Source organism: Halobacterium zhouii, assembly GCF_021249405.1.
GTDB classification, from domain to species: Archaea; Halobacteriota; Halobacteria; order Halobacteriales; family Halobacteriaceae; genus Halobacterium; species Halobacterium zhouii.
Genome location: NZ_CP089593.1, coordinates 1,387,737 through 1,405,194 on the forward strand (window position 1 = coordinate 1,387,737; position 17,458 = coordinate 1,405,194).

Below are 17,458 nucleotides of genomic sequence, written 5' to 3' on the forward strand. Positions count from 1 at the left end.
GCAAGGCGTTTCCACTCGCTAGAGTCGACAAGTTCGAACAGATGGCGTTCCACATCGCGAGCCGGCTCGCCACCCTCCCGCCTCGACCGGGCCCGCGCTCCTGGCTACATCACGGCAGGGGTTGGTTCCGTTCTCCTATTTGAATGTACGCAGGCGGTAGCAATCGGCAGTCGAAGCAGGCGGTAACCGCCAGCGTTCGCCGACCGAGTGGCTTGAAAAGCCCGAGGAAGGCGATTCACTCCACGAGCGAACGGAGTGAGCGAGTGGAGGCCGACGACTGAACGGGGCGAGCGAAGCGAGCAAAGTGAAGGAGGAGTGCTTTTAGTGCAGGTTTTGCCGAGCGCGCCTTCGGCGCGCGCAGCGCAAAACGTGCGTCAGAAGGTAGTGAGTTCGCCGTCGATGACGCGCTGGGTGATGTCCGTGACGTTGGCGAGTTCCTCGTCGACGATGTCCACAATCTCGGGTTCGACGTCGGCGACGGTGAGTCCGTCGTCGGTGACGACGTGAACGTCGGCGACGTGGGGTTCGTCGATGGGGCGGCCGATTTGAGAGAGCAGGCGGACGCGGAGGTCTCGGATGCCCGCGACGTCGTCGACGATGCTCTCTGCGATTTCCGTGGAGAGGAGGTTGTAGATCTTCCCGATGTGGTTGACCGGGTTCTTGCCGGAGGTGGCTTCCATGCTCATGGAGCGGTTCGGGGTGATGAGGCCGTTCGCGCGGTTGCCGCGGCCGACGCTGCCGTCGTCGCCCTGTTCGGCGCTGGTGCCGGTGGTGGTGAGGTAGATGGAGCCGTCCTCGTAGTCGTCGGCGGTGTTGACGGCGACGGCGACGTCGCGGTCGGTGTGCGCTTCGGCGAGCGCTTCGACGTGGTCGCGGATGGATTCGATCTCGGCCGCGTAGGCCTCCATGTTGGGGACGTAGGTGTCGACGAGCGCGACGGCGACGGTGAGGTCGATGTGGTCGCCCTCGCGTTTCCCCATGACCTTGACGTCCTCGCCGACGGCGGGGTTGTCGTCGGCGAACTCGCCGTTGAGCGAGCGCTCGGTCTCGAGGACGATGCGTTCGGTCTCGCTGAGTGGGGCGTGGCCGACGCCGAAGGAGGTGTCGTTGGCGTTCGGGACAGTGGTGCCGTCCTCGCCGAAGACGTCCTGGAGGTCGCCCGAACCCTCGCCGAGTTTGACGTCGACGATGACGTCGGTTTCGAGGTCGAGGTTCGGGAGGTGTTTGCGGAGGTAGTCGCGGGCGGCTTCGAGCGCGATGGCTTCGACGGGAATGTCGTACTCGGTGCCGTCGTCGTCGACGTAGTGGCTGGTGGCGCGGCCAACGACGAGGATGTAGATGGGTTCGACGACTTCGCCGCCGCCGAACGCGGGTGCGGCGGTGCCGGCGACGAGCTGTGTTTCGTCGGTGTTGAAGTGGAGGACCTTGCCGACGCGGTCGATGTACTCGCGGGCGAGCGCCTCACAGACGTGTTCGGCGATGCCGTCGCAGATAGAGTCGGGGTGACCGATTCCCTTTCGTTCGACGATCTCGACGGATTCGTCCTCGACGGCCCCGCGGTCGAGGGACTGCACCTGGATGTTTCGGTTGGTCATTGACCGAACGTTCCCCGGCGTGGCTTCTATAACTTGCGAAAAGGGAAAGCAGCCTAAAAATGCGTGCTACGCATTTTCGAGTTTGATGCCGAGATACGACGCCTGTATCTGCTCCTCGGGGTCGAGTCCGAGATCTCGGAGAACACTGTACACCTCGTCTCGCGCGTCAGAAATCTCGTCTTCGTCCTCGACCTCCGTCTCGACTTCGACGTACGTCCCGACGTCCTCGACGTCGTCGAGAACGACCAGCCACCCGTCCACGCGGTAGCGGTCGCGGACCTTCCGCACCGTGGCAGTCGGCGTGAATCCGAGGCGCTCGAACACCGCCCCCATCGTCTCGCCGTCGTCGACCCCCGTTTCGAACTCCTCGCGGGTCTTCGACGCGTCGTCGACGAGCGGCCCCTTGTACGTCACACGGGACGTCGATGACGCGTCCGGACTCCCGGACGACGCGTCCGGGCCCCCGAGCGCCGCGTCGAGTACGGCGGCGAGTCCCCTCCCGCGACTGTCCCCCGATACCTCGCTAACCGTGCGCACGCGGAGCGCCTCGTCGGTCTCCGCGAAGTCCCGATTCGGGGCGTTGTAGTACGTGTCCGCCTGCGCCACGACTCCCTGGGGCGCTGCGCCGGCGTCGTCGAGTGCCTCCCGGACTTCGTCGTGGTTCGCGGGCACCTTCACCTCGACCTCGTACATGCCCGAAGAGACGGGAGTGCCGGAGAAAAACGCGGCGTTTCCCATCACTCCAGACACCTACATATCACTCATAGCAGGAACTACCCCGTCGCCGAAGCAACCCGTCACCGACGCCCCACTGCCATGACTGCCGACAGCACCACCGACGGCGAGTCCAGTACCGACCCCGCTGACACTACGGCCGCCGGCCACGCACGCCCCGACTCCAATCGGTCGAAGCCGAGTGCGTACGCCACCGACATCGACTCGCTTCGAGCAATCGTCGTCAGACACCGGAACCGGTCGGACCGCTGTACCGTTGCCCCCGCCGAAGCAGCCGGCGAAAAACGCCTCACGACGTGGCTCAGCGTCGATGCAGCCGTCATCCGGTCACTCAGAGAGATGCGTTGACCGCGCTGACGATGGCGGGCCGGAAACGTGATTCTTAAGGATGGAACGACTCTCAGTTCAAGCATGAGCGACGAATCCGAGGCCGAAGCAGCCGACGAGTCCGAAGCAAGCGAGGAAACCGAGCAGTCTGGACTGCAGGAAGGCGACTTCGTCGAGCTGTCGTACAGCGCGTTCACAGTCGACAGCGAGGAACTCGTCGACACCACCTCCGAGGAGGTCGCAGAGGAGGAGGGCGTCGAGGTCGAGGACCAGGACTTCTCCCCGCGCACCATCGCGCTCGGCGAGGAGCACATCTTCGGCGCCGTCGAGGACGACATCGTCGGCAAGGAGGTCGGCGACAGCGGCACCGTCGTCGTCGAGCAGGCGTTCGGCGAGTACGACGAGGACGAGGTGCGCACCATCAGCGCAGAGAAGATCCCCGAAGACGAGCGGTACCCCGGCGCACACGTCGACGTCGAGGGCGAGCACGGCCACGTCGAGACCATCATCGGCGGCCGCGCCCGCGTCGACTTCAACCACCCGCTGGCCGGCGAAGACGTCGAGTACGACTACGAGATCATCGACCAGATCGAGGACCGCGTCGAGAAGGCCAAGGGCATGCTCCAGATGTACTTCGACGCCGACCTCGAGATGGACATCGAGACCGACGAGGTCGAGGAGGAAGTCGAAGGTGAAGACGGTGAGACCGAGACGGAGACCGTCGAGAAGGAGACGCTGTACATCGAGCAGTCCCAGCAGCTCCAGTTCAACCAGCAGTGGATGATGGGCAAACAGCAGATCCTCAACCAGCTCATCGACATGCTCGACATCGACCGCGTCATCGTCCAGGAGACCATCGACGGCCAGCCCGCGGGCATGGGCGGCATGATGGGTGGCATGGGCGGCATGGGCGGCGGCGAGGACCTCGGCGAGGTCGAGGAGGCCCTCGAGGACGCCGACGTGGACGCCGACGAGATCGTCGACGAACTCGAAGCCGAAGGCGACGAGGAGTAACGCGGCCCGGTTCGTTCTCGTTTTGCGGGCGATCAGCGCACACGTTCAGCGACAGGTGTCTGTCGGCGTAGAGAAACAGCCAGGCAGGACCAGTGTCGCGACTGGCCTACGCTATGTCGCGACTGGCCCACGCGATGCCGCGACTGGCCTATCCGATGTTGGGCCGAGTTACGCGATGTCGCGGCTGGTGTCGACCTGCACGCGCTCGGTGAGGTTCAGTTTCACCGGTGTGTCGAGTGCACGGCCGCCGCGGAACTTCGGCACGGTGAGCCGGCTCTCGATCTCGCCGCCGGCCTCCTCGACGCTCAGGCGGAACACCGCGTCGACCATGTGCTCGGTCGTCCCCCGGAGTTCGGGCGCGTGGTCGGTGTCCAGGCAGTGGAGTACGGCGACGCCGCCGACGTTCCGCATGTGGTTGCTGAGTTCGTTCAGGAAGTTCTCGTAGCGGGTGCGGTCCGCCCGTTCGAGGGCGTCTGCGGTGTCGACGACGACGGTCGTCTCCTCGGGGACACTCCGGACCGCTCGGCGCGCGTTCTCTATCGCGTCCGCGCCCTTGATGTAGCCGATTTCGGGGTTTCCGGTGGGCGCGTTCGTCTCCTCGAAAGCGTCCCGGACTGCCTGTTTCGTGCGGTCCGTGGTGAGGTACAGCGTCGGCCGCGGACGCGTGAGTTCGTACAGCAGCAGCTCTCCCTGGCTGGCCGGCGGGGTCTCGTACGCGACGACGGTCCCCGCGGGAACGCCGCCGCCGAGCTCCCGGTCGAGGACGTCCACGCCCGTGGAGAGCCGCGATGCCATCGTCTCGTTCCATGCGCAGACTAGGGTTAAAAATCTGTCCCGACCGCGTCGGCGACTGCCGCGTACGCGGAGGCGGTTCGCTCGTCCGAGAGCGGCGTGTCGGCGGGCGGCACCGGTGTTACGTGCGGTGCTCCGAGCGCTTCGGTGAGTCCGCCCGGTGGACGGTGGACGCGTGAGACGACCACGGCGAGAACCGGCGTACCGACGGCGCGCGCCATCGCCGCGGTCTTGACCGCGTCCTCTATCTCTTCCCGACCGTCCGTGGCGACGACCACTGCGCCGTCGGCGGCCCTGAGCGGGCGGGTTGCGGCCTCGCTCGCGCCCGCCGGACAGTCGAGGAGTACCGGTCGGTCGTCGGGGAGCATGTCGAGTGCGTCCAGCGCACGAGTGAGGTCGTCGCCGGTCGCACTGCCCACTGGGAGCACGTCCACGCCGGGGAGAACGGCGGAGGGGTGGGCGACGTTCGCGGGAGCGTCAGCGCCCTCAGAAACCAGAGATTTCTGATGTGTTTCGGAAGGCGACTCCGGCGTCTGCAGAACGTCGAGTCCGGGGTCGCGAGGGACGTCCGCGCGCAAGTGGAGGTTCGGCGCGTCGAGGTCGCAGTCCACGACGAGGGGACGGCGGCGGCGCTGGGCGAACGCTCTCGCGAGACCGAGCGCCGTGGTCGTCTTCCCGCATCCTCCCTTGCCGCCAGCGACTGCGAGCACGGGACTGGGTGGTCCCGTCCTCCCACTTCAAGTTGCGGGCTGCCAGTCGAGTTGGGTCACGATGCCCGCCGCGAGGGCTGTGGCCCCGAGAACTGCGGCCGCGACGCCAGCGACCCACAGCGCGGACTGCGTGGCCACGAGGTGCGTGACCCAGAGACCGGCGACGAGGGCGACGCCGCCGACGACGACGAGTTCGGCGAATCGCTCCACGTCGTGGCGTGCGTTCCGGGCGTTCGTAGTGCTTGTGCCCGTTCACCACCGCCGGCGCCGTTGCTGGCCACCGCCAGCGAGTTCCTCGCGCGAAACGGCGCTGACGTACGTGCCGGCGCGCGTCCGCTCCCACCACTCGCCCGTCCGGTCGCGTTCCTCGGGAGTGGTGAACCGGTAGCGATACCGGAGCACGCGGACGTGCTCGGGCGGGTCGTCGGGGAACGGGTCGTGGGCCAGGAGTCCAGTGACGCCGTCGTCTCCCTCGAGGAGTTTCTGGAGGAAGCGGCGGAACCACGGGCGGCGCGGCCGGCGGGTCATCGCGGCGAACCAGAGCTGCCAGTCGAGTCTGAGGTGGTACGGCGCGACCTGGGGCGGGCGGCGCGCGGTGTCCGTCGGCTTGCCCTTGAACCGGTAGGTCTGCCAGTCGGCGTCCTCACCCGGGTATTTCTCGGCGGTGCCCTGGATGACGAGTTCGTGGCGCTGGCGCGTGATAGAGCCGAACGCGCCGTACGTGTTGACGAGATGGAGCGGATCGTATCCGGCGTTCATCACCTGGTTCTCCGATAGCATGTTCCGTGCTGGGCGCACGCTCAGAGCGAGGACGAGTCCGGCGACGAGCAGGGCCGCGGCCTGAAGGAACAACGGCGCAGGCACGGTCGCAGGTGCGGAAACGAGGAGTGCGTCCGCGAGGACGCCGTCGCTGAACGTGCTGGTGGCGAGCACGATGGTGAGCGCGTTCAGCCACGAGAAGTTCCCGGTGACCATCAGCCATCCCTGGAAGAGAATCGTCGCGACGCCCGCCGCCGCGGCCCACGGCTGGGGCGCGAAGTAGAGGAACGGAATCGCGAGTTCGACGACGTGATTGCCGAGCGTCTCGACGCGGTGGAAGCGGTCCGGAAGGTGGTGGGCGAACCACGACCCCGGATTCGGAATCGGCTGTGTCTCGTAGTGGTAGTCCATCGCCGTCAGATTCCGCCAGCAGTCGTCGCCGCGGAGTTTGATGAGGCCCGCGCCGAACATGTTGCGGAACAACACCCAGCGCAGCAGCCACACGACGACGGCGGGCGCGGCGCTACTCCCCGCCCCGAGGAAGATAGCGAGGAAGCCGGTTTCGAGCAGCATCGACTCCCAGCCGTAGCCATAGAACGTCTGCCCGGCGTTCACGAACGACTGGTAGAGCGCCCAGAGCGTCGCCCACACGACCATCGACGCCGGGACGGCCCACGGCCGGGGGAGCGCTCCGGGCACGCCGACGAGTGCGACGACGGAGACGACGACACCGGCCCACGCCGCGGCGGCGACGGCCCGGTCCGACGGGAAGAAGTAGAAGAGACTCGGGCGCTCCCGGAACGACGCCCGCTCTGCGTAGTTCCCGAGCGGGAGCAGGCCGTCCTCGCCCGCGAGCGGCCGGAACTGGAAAGCGGCGACGAGGAACGCGAGCAAGTAGATGACCGCGAGCGCCCGGTGGAAGACGAAGCGCACGAGCCAGTAGCTCCCTCCCCCCAGAAGCTCCATGTGTGAGAGGTATCGTGGCGCAGACAAAGAATTGGTGGACAGAACAGTGTCGGCACGAGTGGTCGATTCGGCCGACGACACAGCTGGTGGCGGACTGGGCGGAGCGAGCGCGAGGTGCGTGGACGAGCGAAGCGAGTCCACGGAACAGCGAGCGAGGAACGCAGTGACCTGTGAGCGGGTCGAGGGCTTGCAGGTGTTGCCGTTACTGAGCCATTCACTGCGTATCCAGTCGACTCTAACGTAGACGTTTGCGCCAACGCTTCCTCTGCGCTTCGGGAGTTTTACGCTCTCGGAGTGCACCGGTTAGAGTGATGCGTCACGACCACCTCCTCACCGCCAAACAACTCTCCCGGGGTGACGTCGAGGCTGTCCTCGACCGGGCCGCGGAGTTCGACGCGGACCCGGCGGCCGCACACGAGCGCCACGCGGACAAGTTGCTCGCGCTGTGTTTCTTCGAGCCGAGCACGCGCACGAAGATGAGTTTCGAGACGGCCGCCAAGCGCCTCGGCGGCGGCGTCGTGGACATGGGTTCGGTGGAATCCTCGTCCGTGAAGAAAGGCGAGTCCCTCGCGGACACCACTCGCGTCGTCGAGGGGTACGCGGACGGACTCGTGCTCCGCCACCCGAAGCAGGGCGCGGCGAAACTCGCGAGCGAGCACGTCGACGTGCCCGTGGTGAACGCCGGAGACGGCGCTGGCCACCACCCGAGCCAGACGCTCCTCGACCTGTACACGATTCGGGAACACGCGGGGCTGGACGACCTCTCCATCGGCATCATGGGCGACCTGAAGTACGGACGGACGGTGCACTCGCTGGCGCACGCGCTCACGAACTTCGACGCGCGCCAGCACTTCGTCAGCCCCGAGAGTCTGCGACTCCCGCGCTCGGTGCGCTACGACCTCCACGAGGCCGGCGCGCAGGTCCGCGAGCACGAGGACCTCGAGGACGTACTCCCCTCCCTGGACGTACTGTACGTGACGCGCATCCAGCGCGAACGGTTCCCCGACGAGGACGAGTACGAGGCCGTCGCGGGTGAGTACCGCATCACGCCCGAGACGCTCGAGGCCGCGAGCGACGACCTCGCGGTGATGCACCCGCTCCCGCGCGTGGACGAGATCTCGCCGGCGGTCGACGACACGCCCCAGGCGACGTACTTCGAGCAAGCGCACAACGGCGTCCCGGTCCGCATGGCGCTGCTCGACATGCTCCTCGGTGACGGAGGTGATTCGGAATGACCGATACAGAACTCCGCGTCTCCAAGATCCAGAGCGGCACCGTCGTCGACCACGTCTCCGCGGGCGAGGCGCTGCACGTCCTCTCGCTCCTGGGCATCGACGGGTCGAGCGGCGAGGCGGTGAGCCTCGGGATGAACGTCCCCTCCGAGCGCCTCGGTCGGAAGGACGTCGTGAAAGTAGAGGGCCGGGAGTTGAGCGACTCCGAACTCGACGTGCTCGCGCTCATCGCGCCCGACGCCACCATCAACATCGTGCGCGACTACGACGTCGTCGAGAAGAAGCGCGTCGAGCGTCCGGAGGAAGTGAGTGGCGTGCTCGCGTGCCCGAACCGCGACTGCATCACGAACGCGGGCGAACCCACGGACGCCCGCTTCGAGGTGCTCGAGGACGGGGTCCGCTGTGTCTACTGCGAGGAGATTGTTCGAGACGACCTCACGGCGCACCTGCGTCAGTAACCGGCGAGCCTCGCCAACGGGTTCTCCTACTTAGTTGTTCACCCCACAAAGGGTTTAGTCGCCGCCGACGGTACTCTCGCTCATGCCACGGAAACTGCTGAAGGTCGGCGTCGCAATCATCCTCATCGCGGTCGCGTGGAGCTTGCTGAGCGGTGGCGACGGAGGCGAATTCGAGGGCGTCGACCAGATCGACTGACGGAGGGTCGAAGAGGCCGACCAGTCGACTGGCTGAACGCTCTGAACAACCCCGCTCTCTCGCCCGTAGAGCGAACGACTTAGGCGGCCCCGCGGCCAACCCCGGGGCATGTACGGCGTCGTCACGCGAAACGCCGAGGAACTCGAGTGGTCGGAGTTCGACCGGGCGTTCTACGAGGTCAAGGACGTCACCGGCCGCCACACCGACCCCGTGGAGAACGCCGTGAACATGGTCTCGTGCTTCGGGGACAACGCCACCGCGGGCACCGAACCCGACCTCGTCCCGGTCGACGACGAGGGCAACGAGGCGACCCGCGACCAGCCGTACTTCGACTGGGCGTACATCTGCCCGCTCGCCGAGGACTACCGCGAGGGCCTGCTCACGGTCATCGAGACCTGTACGGAACTCAACGACGACGTCCGCCTCGACGACGTCGGCTTCCCGCGCGCCGAGTACTGCCACTGCGAGCGCTGCGAGACGGCGTTCGCCGAATCCGAGTTCGACGACTGGTACGACTGGCGCGCGAGCGTCATCACCGAGTTCGTCGCCGACGCCGTCGACCGAATCCCCGGGAAGGCGTACCTCACGCTCTACCCCGACCCCTACCCCGGCCACCTCTACGAACGCGCCGGCCTCGACCTGGACGCACTCGCCGAGCACGTCGACGAGTTCGTCGTGCCGCTGTACGACACGAACTACGGGACGACGTACTGGCTGGAGACCATCGCGTCGGGCTTCGAGGACGCGCTCGACGCGCCGTTCAGCGTCGAGTTGTACGCCGTGGACGTCGACGTCGAGAACCTCGTCCACGCCGCGGAAGTCGCCGACGAGTACGCGACCGACGTGTTCTTCGGCTACCAGGCGGGCAACGCGCGCGCCGCACTCCGCCGCATGGGCGCGGAGGCCCGAGAGGGCAAGTCCTTCGGCCCCGAGTAGGGTTCTGGAGTCGCCGTCTGCCCGCGGGCCAGCGGCTCGCTTGCACGGTCTTCGGAACCACTGGTTCCGCGCTTCTGTGAGTTCACCCACGAACGAGAGCACTTTCACTTTCATCCCGGCCATGGCGGGTCGTTATCCGGCGAGTCGAAACACAGTGAGGTATGCACACCAGTCGACAGACAGGTCACGCGGTGGACGCGTTGCCGGCGCTCGATTCGGGCGTCACGCTCCTTCGGGGCGCCGAGAGTGTCGGCGAAAGCAAGTCCGGCGTGCAGGACAGACGAACGGAACTCGCGGCGCTCGCGCTCGCCGAACTCGACCGGCGGGACGGCCCCGTGCGCTGGGTGGACGCCCGGAATCACGTCTCGACGCACGCGCTCACGGACGGTGCGCGGCGTCCGCGCGTTCTCGAGCGGGTGCTGGTGGCGCGCGCGTTCACGGCCCACCAGCATCATAGTCTCGTCCGGCAGTTGGTCGCGGACGCGGCGCGCCCCACCGCGCTCGTCGTCGCGCCCGCGGTGGACGACCTGTACGCGGACGAGGACCTGCTCACGGGAGAGGCCGAGCGCCTCCGCGATGCGACGCTGTCGACGCTGCACGCGCTCGCCGAGGCCTGTGACGTGCCCGTGCTCGTCACCGCGAGCGACGACGAGATCGTCGCCGAGTACGCCCACGAGGAGTTAGCGGTGGAGGAGACGCGCTTCGGGCCGCGCTTCGAGGGCGCGGGCGGCGAGACGACGGCGTACTGGTCGCGCGGCGGGTGGCAGACCACCGTGCCGTACTGGGTCGACATCTACGGCGCAGTCGAGGCGACCGAAGCCGTCGAGACGGAGACGGAACCGGCGCTCCCGGAGGTGATTGCCTGATGGGGCGCACGAATCCGACCTACCGGGACTGCCTGGACGCGTACGAGCAGCGCTGCCAGCCGTTCCGTCGCGCGCTCCGCCGGGAGCGCGAGGCGGACTTCGACCGCCTGTTCGAGCGCGCGCGGAACCACGCGCACGCCGCCGGTCACCTGAACCCGACCGACCCGGAGCGCGCGGCGTTGCTCTCGATGCTGCTCGCTCAGGAGGCCGAGTTGCGAGAGCAAGCGAGCGAACTGGCGAAACTGACCGAGGAACTTCGGGAACTGCGGGAACGCCTCGAGTAGATGGCGTTCGCGTTCGACTTCGAGGAGGACGGCGTGACCATCTGGCACGCGACGGGAGACAGCGTCGACGAAGGAGGCGTGACCGCCGAGCGCGACACCGACTACCGACCGACCGTCTACGTGCACGCGAACGACGGCGAACTCGGCGCGCTCGCCGACCGCCTCGCTGACGACCCGAAGGTTGCCGCGCTGGCGTGGCGCGAGCGGTTCCTCGACCTACACGCCGAAGAGCAATCGGAGGTGCTCGCCGTCGAACTGACGCGCGCCGGGGAGGTTCGACAACTCGCTCGCGAGATACGGACGCGCCACGAGCCGGGCGGCCCGTCCGGCGCAACGGCACGCGCGCCGGGGACGTACCGCCTGTTCAACGTCGATTTCTCGCCGGGGTTCCGGTACTGCGTGGAGACCGGGACGGACCCGACGCCCGCTCGCGACCTGCGGACGCTCGCGGTGCGCACGACGGACCGCGCGCTCGCCCACGACGACGTCTCGTCGCTCCGCATCGACGGCGAACGCGTCGCGGGCAGCGAGGAGGCCGTGCTCCGAGCGCTGGCGTCACGGGTCGAGCGCGAGAACCCGGACGTGCTCGTGGTGAGCCACGGCGACCTGCTCTCGCTCGTCGCCGCGAGGGCGGAGCGCGCGGGCGTCGACTTCCGGTGGGGGAGAGACGCCAGTGGCGTGGCATTGGCTGGCGACGACATCAGCCAGTTGGCGGCAGCGAACACGTACGAGCATCACGACCGCAGTAGTCATTCGCCCGCGACGTACACCGTCCGGGGGCGCGCGGTGCTCGACGAGTCGAACAGCTTTCTGTGGGGGCAGTCGGGGCTCGCGGGCCTGCTGTACCTCGTCGAGCAGTCCTGGCAGCCCATCGAGGAGGCGGGGCGCGCGAGCATCGGCGGCGTGCTCACCGCGATGCAGACTCGGGAGGCGCTCTCCCGGGGCGTGCTCGTGCCGTGGAACAAGTGGGGGCCAGAGCAGTTCAAGGACGCGCGCACGCTCCACGCCGCGGACCGCGGCGGCACGACGCTCGCGCCCGAAGTCGGCCGCCACGAGAACGTACACGAACTCGACTTCGCGTCGCTGTACCCCACGATAATCCGGGAGTACAACGTCAGCCCGGACACCGTGTTGTGTGACTGCCACCCCGACCGGGAGGTTGTCCCGGAACTCGGCTACAACCTCTGCCCCGAGGACGGCTTCCTCGGTGACGTGCTCGGCCCGCTGCTCGAGGACCGAGCGGACATCAAGGACGAAATCGCCGCTGCGGAGGCGGAGCGTTCGGGCGCTACCGGTGACCGTCACGAGCGCCTGGAAGCCCGCTCGGCGGCCATCAAGTGGGTGCTGGTCTCGTGTTTCGGTTACCAGGGTTACCGGAACAGCAAGTTCGGGCGCATCGAGTGCCACGAGGCCATCAACGCGTTCGCGCGGGACATCCTCCTGCGTGCAAAACAGCGACTCGAGGACGCCGGCTGGCACGTCGCGCACGCCATCGTGGACAGCGTCTGGGTGACTCCCGCGGTCGACGACCCGACGCCGCTCGGAGAGGTCTGTGACACAATCTCCGAGGAGGCCCGCGTCCGACTGGAGCACGAGGCCGCCTACGACTGGGTGTGTTTCGTGCCGCGACGGGGCGAACGAGCGGGCGCACTCACCTCCTACTTCGGGAAGGTCGCCGACGCCGAGGAGTTCACGGTCCGCGGCGTGGAGGCGCGCCGCCGCTCGACGCCCTCGTTCGTCGAGGACTGCCAGCGCGAGTGGTTCCGCGTGCTCGACCGAACGGGGAGTCCGGACGCCGTCGTCGACCGCCTGCGCCGTGACCTTGCGTCGCTCCGCTCGGGCGACGTGGACTCCGCGGCTCTCGTGGTGGAAAAGCGCGCGTCGAAACCCGCGAGCGAATACCGGCAGGCGACGCGCACGGTCGCGGCGCTCCGACGATACCAGGCCCACGGTATCGATCGCCACCCCGGCCAGCGCGTGGAGTTCGTCGTCACCGACGACGACGCCGACGGGCGGCGGCGCGTTCGCCTGCCGTTCGAGGACGGCGTGGACGACTACGACGCCGATCACTACGCCGACAGGCTGATTCGTGCTGCAGCGACCGTCGTCTCCCCGTTCGGCTGGGACCGCTCGCGAGTCGAGCGCGAACTCCGGACGACCAGAGACCTCGAACTCGGGTCGTTCTGACTCGGGGCAGTGACACACCGACGGCAGCGCCCCTCAGAGTCGCTTGCGGAGGCTGTGAAACTTCGTCTCGAAGTCGTGGTTCTCGTAGAAGTCGAGGGCGGCGTCGTTGTCCACGTGGACGGAGAGACTGAGTCGCTCGCAATCCCGCGACCGCGCCCACTCGGCCATCCGGTCGAGGAGGTCGCCGGCGATGCCCTCGCGGCGGCGCTCCGGGACGACGTAGAGGCCGTCGACGTAGCAGTTCGGCCCGCGTTCGTACAGCGCGGGCGAACTCGAGACGCCCCCGGAGACGTTGCCGACGGGTTCGGGGTCGTACGCGACGAAGATGGTGCGGTCGTCGTCGTCCAGCCAGCGCGAGCAGTCCTCGGCCTCGACGACGCTCTCCTCGACCGCGCTGAACTCGGGGTCGCGGGCCTCCGTGTCGCGGTACGCAGGCCGCAGCAGGCGCGCGGCGACGGCCTCACGTTCGTCGTCGGTGGGAACGCGAATGTCCATGCGGAGTGGGTATGGGCAGAGCGTCGAAAAGCTACCGTTCGCTGTGCGAGGCGGCGCGGTCTCGGACGCCGGAACCGGGTCGCTTTTGGGCTATCCCGAGGAACGAGTCGGTATGAGCTTCGAAGAGGACGACGCGGTCGTACTTCACGACAAGCACAGCGAGTTCGACGGCGAAACGGGCACGGTCACCCAGGTCGTCGAGACGATGTTCGGGGAGCCGAACTACACCGTGAGCTTCGAAGACGGGCAGGAAGCGGGCGTGCCCGCCGACAACCTCGAGGACGCCGAGGGCGGTGACGGCGAGGACGCCGACGAGGAGTAACCCAGCGGCGAATCCGGTGGCGAGTCGAGCGCCGGCGGTCCGGAGTAGCGATTCTTTTAGGCGTTCGGCGTCTACGCCTTCCCAATGGGTTCCGTTCCGTTCCACTACTTCGACCTGCGGGCGTTCTGCTACGACACGGAGGACGAGGAGCGCGTGAAGGATTCGCTCCGGCACTTCCTCCCGGAGGACGTCGAGTTACAGCGCACGACCTCCGAGGGGCACCTCGGGGACCGAATCGTCGTGCTGTCGGCGCGCGTCGAGCGCGCCGACGAGATGCGCCACGTCCTCGACCAGTTGCGCGACGGCGCGGACATCGAGCAGATCCGCGCCCAACTCGATGACCGCGTGGACGACAACTGCTCGCTGTTCGTCCACCTCGACAAGCAGGCGGCCTACCAGGGCGACGCGCAACTCGGCGACGGCCTGTCGCTGCGCGCGAAAGTCGAGGCGTACCCAGCGAAGCGGGAGGCCGCCGTGGAGAACGCCCGCGAGGCGCTGAGCTAGAGCCGACCGCTCCCACCCCTTTCCTGTCATCATCCTTCCAAAACTGCTGTTCAGCGAACGCTTTACTGGTCCCGGGTGGACGGACCAGATATGCTCCTCGCGGGAAGCGGCGACGGCCTGTATCGACTGACTGGCGTCGGCCGGGCGGCGGAGACGAACGCACAGCAGGTTCTCGACGCGGGGGCGGTCGCCCGCGTCCGGACGTTCGAGGGAGTCGACGGAGTGTTCGCCGCCACGGAGACGGGGCTGTATCACTCGCCCGGCGGTGACGAGTGGACGAACCTCGGCGTGCCCCGGGAGAACGTGTACGCGGTCGGCGCGAGCCCCGACGGGCGGGTGTACGCGGGGACGCGTCCGGCGCACGTCTACGTCGCGCAGACCAGCGGCGGCGAGCAGGCGAACGACGGCGCGGCGTCGCTCGGGGAACTGGCGTGGCGAGAACTCGAGGCGTTCCAGGAGTTGCCGTCGCGCGACGAGTGGCGACTCCCCCGACACGAGAATCTCGCGCAGGTGCGGGACCTCAACGTGCACCCGGACGAACCCGACCGCGTCGTCGCTGGCGTCGAAGTCGGCGGCGTCCACGTCAGCGACGACGGCGGCGAGACGTGGACGGAGCGCCGCGGGGCCGGCGGGACAGACGGCGAGAGCGACGTCGAAGCCGGCAACGAATCCGGCGTCGACGACGACGTCCACGAGTTGGCGGTTGTCGGACCGGACGAGTTCGTCGCCGCGACCGGGTTCGGGCTGTTCCGTACGACGGACGCCGGGCGGTCGTGGACGCGACTCGACGACGGGTACGAGCAGCGCTACTTCCGGTCGGTGTGCGCCGTCGACGGTGACGTCTACGCGGGCAGCGCGCTCGCCCACACGTCGACGTGGGACGACGAGGACGCGAACCCGGCGCTGTTCGCGTGCCGCGACGGTGAGACCCTCGAGCAGGTGGACCTCCCGCGGTCGGACGAGACGGTCACCGGACTGACCGGCATCGACAGCGGCGTCGACGAAGACGATCAGGTCGTCGCAGCCACGCACCGCGGGACGGTGCTCGCAGAGCAACCCGACGGCTGGGTCGTCGCCGGTTCGATCCCCGCGACCGACGGATTCGCGGGGAGTTACACGCCACTGCTGTGGGTCGAGGGCTGACGCAACCGGACACCGGCATCGGAGTCACCAACGCAACGGGCACCGTAGTCGGAGGCAGTGAACCGCACGCGTTTTTACGGGCGGCCCGCCAACAGCGACGCGTGTACGAGGCCGTTCACGCGCGCCCCGACGGCGAAAGCACGGTCGCCCGATTCGCGGCGACGGTGGCGAGCGACGGCTACGACGGCGTCGTCGTGCGGAACCACACCGACGCCCGCCCGGACACCGACCTCGAATCCATCGCCGACGAGTACGGCGTCGACGTGGTGGACGGCGCGGAGTTAGTTCCCGAGGACGTGGCCCACGCCAGCGGCGCCATCGGCAACCTCCGCGAGCAGGCGACGGTAGTGCTGGTTCGCGGCGGCACGCCGGACCTGAACCGGTTCGTTGCGGAGTCACCGAAAGCGGACGTGCTCGCGGGGCCGATGCGCGGCGAGGGCGATGTCAACCACGTCATCGTGCGTGCGGCCAGGGAGAACGGCGTGCGCCTCGAGTTCGACTTCTCGCGCGTGCTCCGCGCGGAGGGCGGCCCGCGCGTGCAGGCGCTGCGCGGCCTCCGGAAACTCCGGGAACTCGTCGAGCATTACGACGCGCCGTACGTCGTGAGTGCGGACGCCCACAGCCACCTGGAGTTGCGCGCGCCCCGGGAACTGCTCGCCGTCGGCGAGGAAATCGGGTTCGACCGCGACCAGATCCGCGGGGGACTCGAGGAGTGGGGTGCGCTCGCCGAGCGGAACCGGGAACGGCAGTCCGCGGAGTTCATTTCCCAGGGGGTCGAACGTGGCAGGTATGAAGAAGACGATTGAGGAGCACGCCGAGCGCTTCGACGACATCGCCGCCGAGTACGACGACGACGAGACCCCGGAGTACAACGACTGCGTCGCGCTCGTGGTCGAACACGCCGCCCCCGGGAGCGACGACACCGTACTCGACCTGGGGTGTGGCACGGGCGCTATCGCGCTCGCGCTCGCCGAGGACGCAGAACGCGTCGTCGGGCGCGACATCAGCGAGGGGATGATGGACGAAGCGCGCCGGAAAGCCGAGGAGCGCGGCCTTGACAACGTCGAATTCGAGAAGGGGACGTTCCGGGAGCCGAACATCGAGGACGAAGGAGATATCGACGTGGTGACGTCGAACTTCGCGATGCACCACCTGAGCAACGACGAGAAGCGCGAGGCCATCGGCGTCATCGCGGACCTGGCGCCCCAGAAGATCGTGCTCGGTGACGTGATGCTGTTCGCCTCTGCGGACCCCGACGAGCCGTTCTACAGCCCCGAGGTCGACGACCCCGCGACCGTCGGCGTGCTCGCAGACGCGTTTACGGACGAGGGGTACGCGCTCACCGCTATCGAGCGGGTCCACGACCAGGTCGGCGTTCTCGTCGCGGAGCGAGCGGTCGGCGCGGCGGACCTCGAGGGAATCGACGCCGACATCGAGTCGGGGGACCACGAGTCGTGAAACACCTCCCGAAGCACCTCCGCCCGCGGTGGCGCTACCTCGCAGTGGAACTCGAGTCGTGGCCGGACGCCGACGTGTCGCGCCGGGAGTTCCAGCGCAGCGTCTGGTTCGCCGCGCAGAACCTCTACGGGGACGCCGGGAGCGCGGACGCCGACCTCCGCGTGCTGCAGTTCGACCTGGGGTCGGGCGACGGCGAAGCCCTGGTGCGGGCGCGACGCGGAGAGGTCGAGCGCGCCCGCGCCGCCATCGCGTGCGTGGACGAGGTGCACGGCGACCCCGTCCGGGTGGCCGTGCGAGGGGTTTCGGGGACGGTTCGCGCAGCCGAAGAAAAGTATTTAGGTAACCCGACAGAAATCGCAGACGAGCAACGAGTCGTGTTCGAGGACGAATCCAGGCGCGCCGTCGTGCGGGGCGAGCGCGTCGACGTAGACTGCGAGGACGGATTCGCTGGCGCGACGCGGTTCGACGCGACGTAAATC

At 68.0% G+C, this 17,458-nt stretch carries 21 protein-coding genes; 14 read left to right on the forward strand and 7 right to left on the reverse strand.

Translation table 11 applies throughout. The features are described 5' to 3' along the window. Positions 1 to 374: 374 nt before the first annotated feature. Entirely contained in the window at positions 375 to 1,595 is a 1,221-nt protein-coding gene (locus tag LT970_RS07070; RefSeq protein WP_232685737.1) for a methionine adenosyltransferase, read from the reverse strand. Positions 1,596 to 1,661: 66 nt separating this feature from the next. Then, positions 1,662 to 2,288, reverse strand: a complete 627-nt coding sequence (gene cyaB / locus LT970_RS07075) for a class IV adenylate cyclase (protein ID WP_232685738.1) — start codon at positions 2,286 to 2,288, stop codon at positions 1,662 to 1,664. A 123-nt stretch (positions 2,289 to 2,411) separates the two neighbouring features. Between cyaB and LT970_RS07080 the strand changes: the two genes are divergently transcribed. Next, positions 2,412 to 2,678, forward strand: a complete 267-nt coding sequence (locus tag LT970_RS07080; RefSeq protein ID WP_232685740.1) for a DUF7511 domain-containing protein — start codon at positions 2,412 to 2,414, stop codon at positions 2,676 to 2,678. Positions 2,679 to 2,741: 63 nt separating this feature from the next. After that, entirely contained in the window at positions 2,742 to 3,671 is a 930-nt protein-coding gene (locus LT970_RS07085) for an FKBP-type peptidyl-prolyl cis-trans isomerase (protein WP_232685741.1), read from the forward strand. A gap of 168 nt (positions 3,672 to 3,839) precedes the next feature. Here LT970_RS07085 and LT970_RS07090 read toward each other — a convergent pair whose 3' ends face one another. Genes LT970_RS07090 through LT970_RS07105 form a run of 4 tightly spaced genes read right to left on the reverse strand, consistent with a single transcriptional unit; the run spans position 3,840 to position 6,898 of the window. Next, positions 3,840 to 4,466 (reverse strand): RAD55 family ATPase, encoded by a 627-nt coding sequence (locus LT970_RS07090; protein ID WP_232685742.1) that lies wholly within the window; start codon positions 4,464 to 4,466, stop codon positions 3,840 to 3,842. Positions 4,467 to 4,492: 26 nt separating this feature from the next. Beyond that, entirely contained in the window at positions 4,493 to 5,173 is a 681-nt protein-coding gene (locus tag LT970_RS07095; RefSeq protein ID WP_232685743.1) for a MinD/ParA family ATP-binding protein, read from the reverse strand. Between the two features lie 27 nt (positions 5,174 to 5,200). Then, complete coding sequence (locus LT970_RS07100; RefSeq protein ID WP_232685744.1) at positions 5,201 to 5,383, reverse strand: hypothetical protein; 183 nt, start codon at positions 5,381 to 5,383, stop codon at positions 5,201 to 5,203. A gap of 42 nt (positions 5,384 to 5,425) precedes the next feature. Beyond that, positions 5,426 to 6,898: a lipase maturation factor family protein gene (locus LT970_RS07105; RefSeq protein ID WP_232685745.1), complete on the reverse strand. Its 1,473-nt coding sequence runs from the start codon at positions 6,896 to 6,898 to the stop codon at positions 5,426 to 5,428. Between the two features lie 311 nt (positions 6,899 to 7,209). Here LT970_RS07105 and pyrB point away from each other — a divergent pair, with 311 nt between their 5' ends. The 6 genes from pyrB to LT970_RS07135 all read left to right on the forward strand — a co-directional run bounded on the left by pyrB (position 7,210) and on the right by LT970_RS07135 (position 13,057). Then, a complete protein-coding gene (gene pyrB, locus LT970_RS07110) occupies positions 7,210 to 8,133 on the forward strand; it encodes an aspartate carbamoyltransferase (RefSeq protein ID WP_232685746.1) in 924 nt (307 codons plus the stop codon). Then, positions 8,130 to 8,588 carry an aspartate carbamoyltransferase regulatory subunit gene (gene pyrI, locus LT970_RS07115; protein WP_232685747.1) on the forward strand — a complete coding sequence of 153 codons (459 nt, stop codon included), beginning with the start codon at positions 8,130 to 8,132 and terminating at the stop codon, positions 8,586 to 8,588. The genes pyrB and pyrI overlap by 4 nt, the downstream gene beginning before the upstream one ends. A gap of 304 nt (positions 8,589 to 8,892) precedes the next feature. Continuing rightward, a complete protein-coding gene (locus LT970_RS07120) occupies positions 8,893 to 9,720 on the forward strand; it encodes a hypothetical protein (protein ID WP_232685748.1) in 828 nt (275 codons plus the stop codon). 161 nt (positions 9,721 to 9,881) lie between these two features. Then, positions 9,882 to 10,586, forward strand: coding sequence for a P-loop NTPase family protein (locus LT970_RS07125; RefSeq protein ID WP_232685749.1), 705 nt, complete (start codon positions 9,882 to 9,884; stop codon positions 10,584 to 10,586). Continuing rightward, positions 10,586 to 10,870, forward strand: coding sequence for a DUF8156 family protein (locus tag LT970_RS07130; RefSeq protein WP_232685751.1), 285 nt, complete (start codon positions 10,586 to 10,588; stop codon positions 10,868 to 10,870). Before LT970_RS07125 ends, LT970_RS07130 begins: the two co-directional genes overlap by 1 nt. After that, positions 10,871 to 13,057: a type B DNA-directed DNA polymerase gene (locus LT970_RS07135; protein ID WP_232685753.1), complete on the forward strand. Its 2,187-nt coding sequence runs from the start codon at positions 10,871 to 10,873 to the stop codon at positions 13,055 to 13,057. A gap of 33 nt (positions 13,058 to 13,090) precedes the next feature. Here LT970_RS07135 and LT970_RS07140 read toward each other — a convergent pair whose 3' ends face one another. Next, positions 13,091 to 13,552 carry a GNAT family N-acetyltransferase gene (locus LT970_RS07140; RefSeq protein ID WP_232685754.1) on the reverse strand — a complete coding sequence of 154 codons (462 nt, stop codon included), beginning with the start codon at positions 13,550 to 13,552 and terminating at the stop codon, positions 13,091 to 13,093. 112 nt (positions 13,553 to 13,664) lie between these two features. Between LT970_RS07140 and LT970_RS07145 the strand changes: the two genes are divergently transcribed. The 6 genes from LT970_RS07145 (at position 13,665) to LT970_RS07170 (ending at position 17,455) form a co-directional block, all read left to right on the forward strand. Beyond that, positions 13,665 to 13,874: a DUF1918 domain-containing protein gene (locus LT970_RS07145; protein WP_232685755.1), complete on the forward strand. Its 210-nt coding sequence runs from the start codon at positions 13,665 to 13,667 to the stop codon at positions 13,872 to 13,874. An 84-nt stretch (positions 13,875 to 13,958) separates the two neighbouring features. Continuing rightward, a complete protein-coding gene (locus LT970_RS07150) occupies positions 13,959 to 14,378 on the forward strand; it encodes an RNA-binding protein (RefSeq protein WP_232685756.1) in 420 nt (139 codons plus the stop codon). A 90-nt stretch (positions 14,379 to 14,468) separates the two neighbouring features. After that, positions 14,469 to 15,521, forward strand: coding sequence for a sialidase family protein (locus LT970_RS07155; RefSeq protein WP_232685757.1), 1,053 nt, complete (start codon positions 14,469 to 14,471; stop codon positions 15,519 to 15,521). Between the two features lie 101 nt (positions 15,522 to 15,622). Next, positions 15,623 to 16,327: an RNase P subunit p30 family protein gene (locus LT970_RS07160; RefSeq protein ID WP_232685758.1), complete on the forward strand. Its 705-nt coding sequence runs from the start codon at positions 15,623 to 15,625 to the stop codon at positions 16,325 to 16,327. Beyond that, complete coding sequence (locus LT970_RS07165) at positions 16,311 to 16,979, forward strand: class I SAM-dependent methyltransferase (protein WP_232685759.1); 669 nt, start codon at positions 16,311 to 16,313, stop codon at positions 16,977 to 16,979. Before LT970_RS07160 ends, LT970_RS07165 begins: the two co-directional genes overlap by 17 nt. Then, on the forward strand, positions 16,976 to 17,455 hold the full coding sequence (locus LT970_RS07170; RefSeq protein WP_232685760.1) for an Rpp14/Pop5 family protein: 480 nt from the start codon (positions 16,976 to 16,978) through the stop codon (positions 17,453 to 17,455). The genes LT970_RS07165 and LT970_RS07170 overlap by 4 nt, the downstream gene beginning before the upstream one ends. Positions 17,456 to 17,458: the final 3 nt, after the last annotated feature.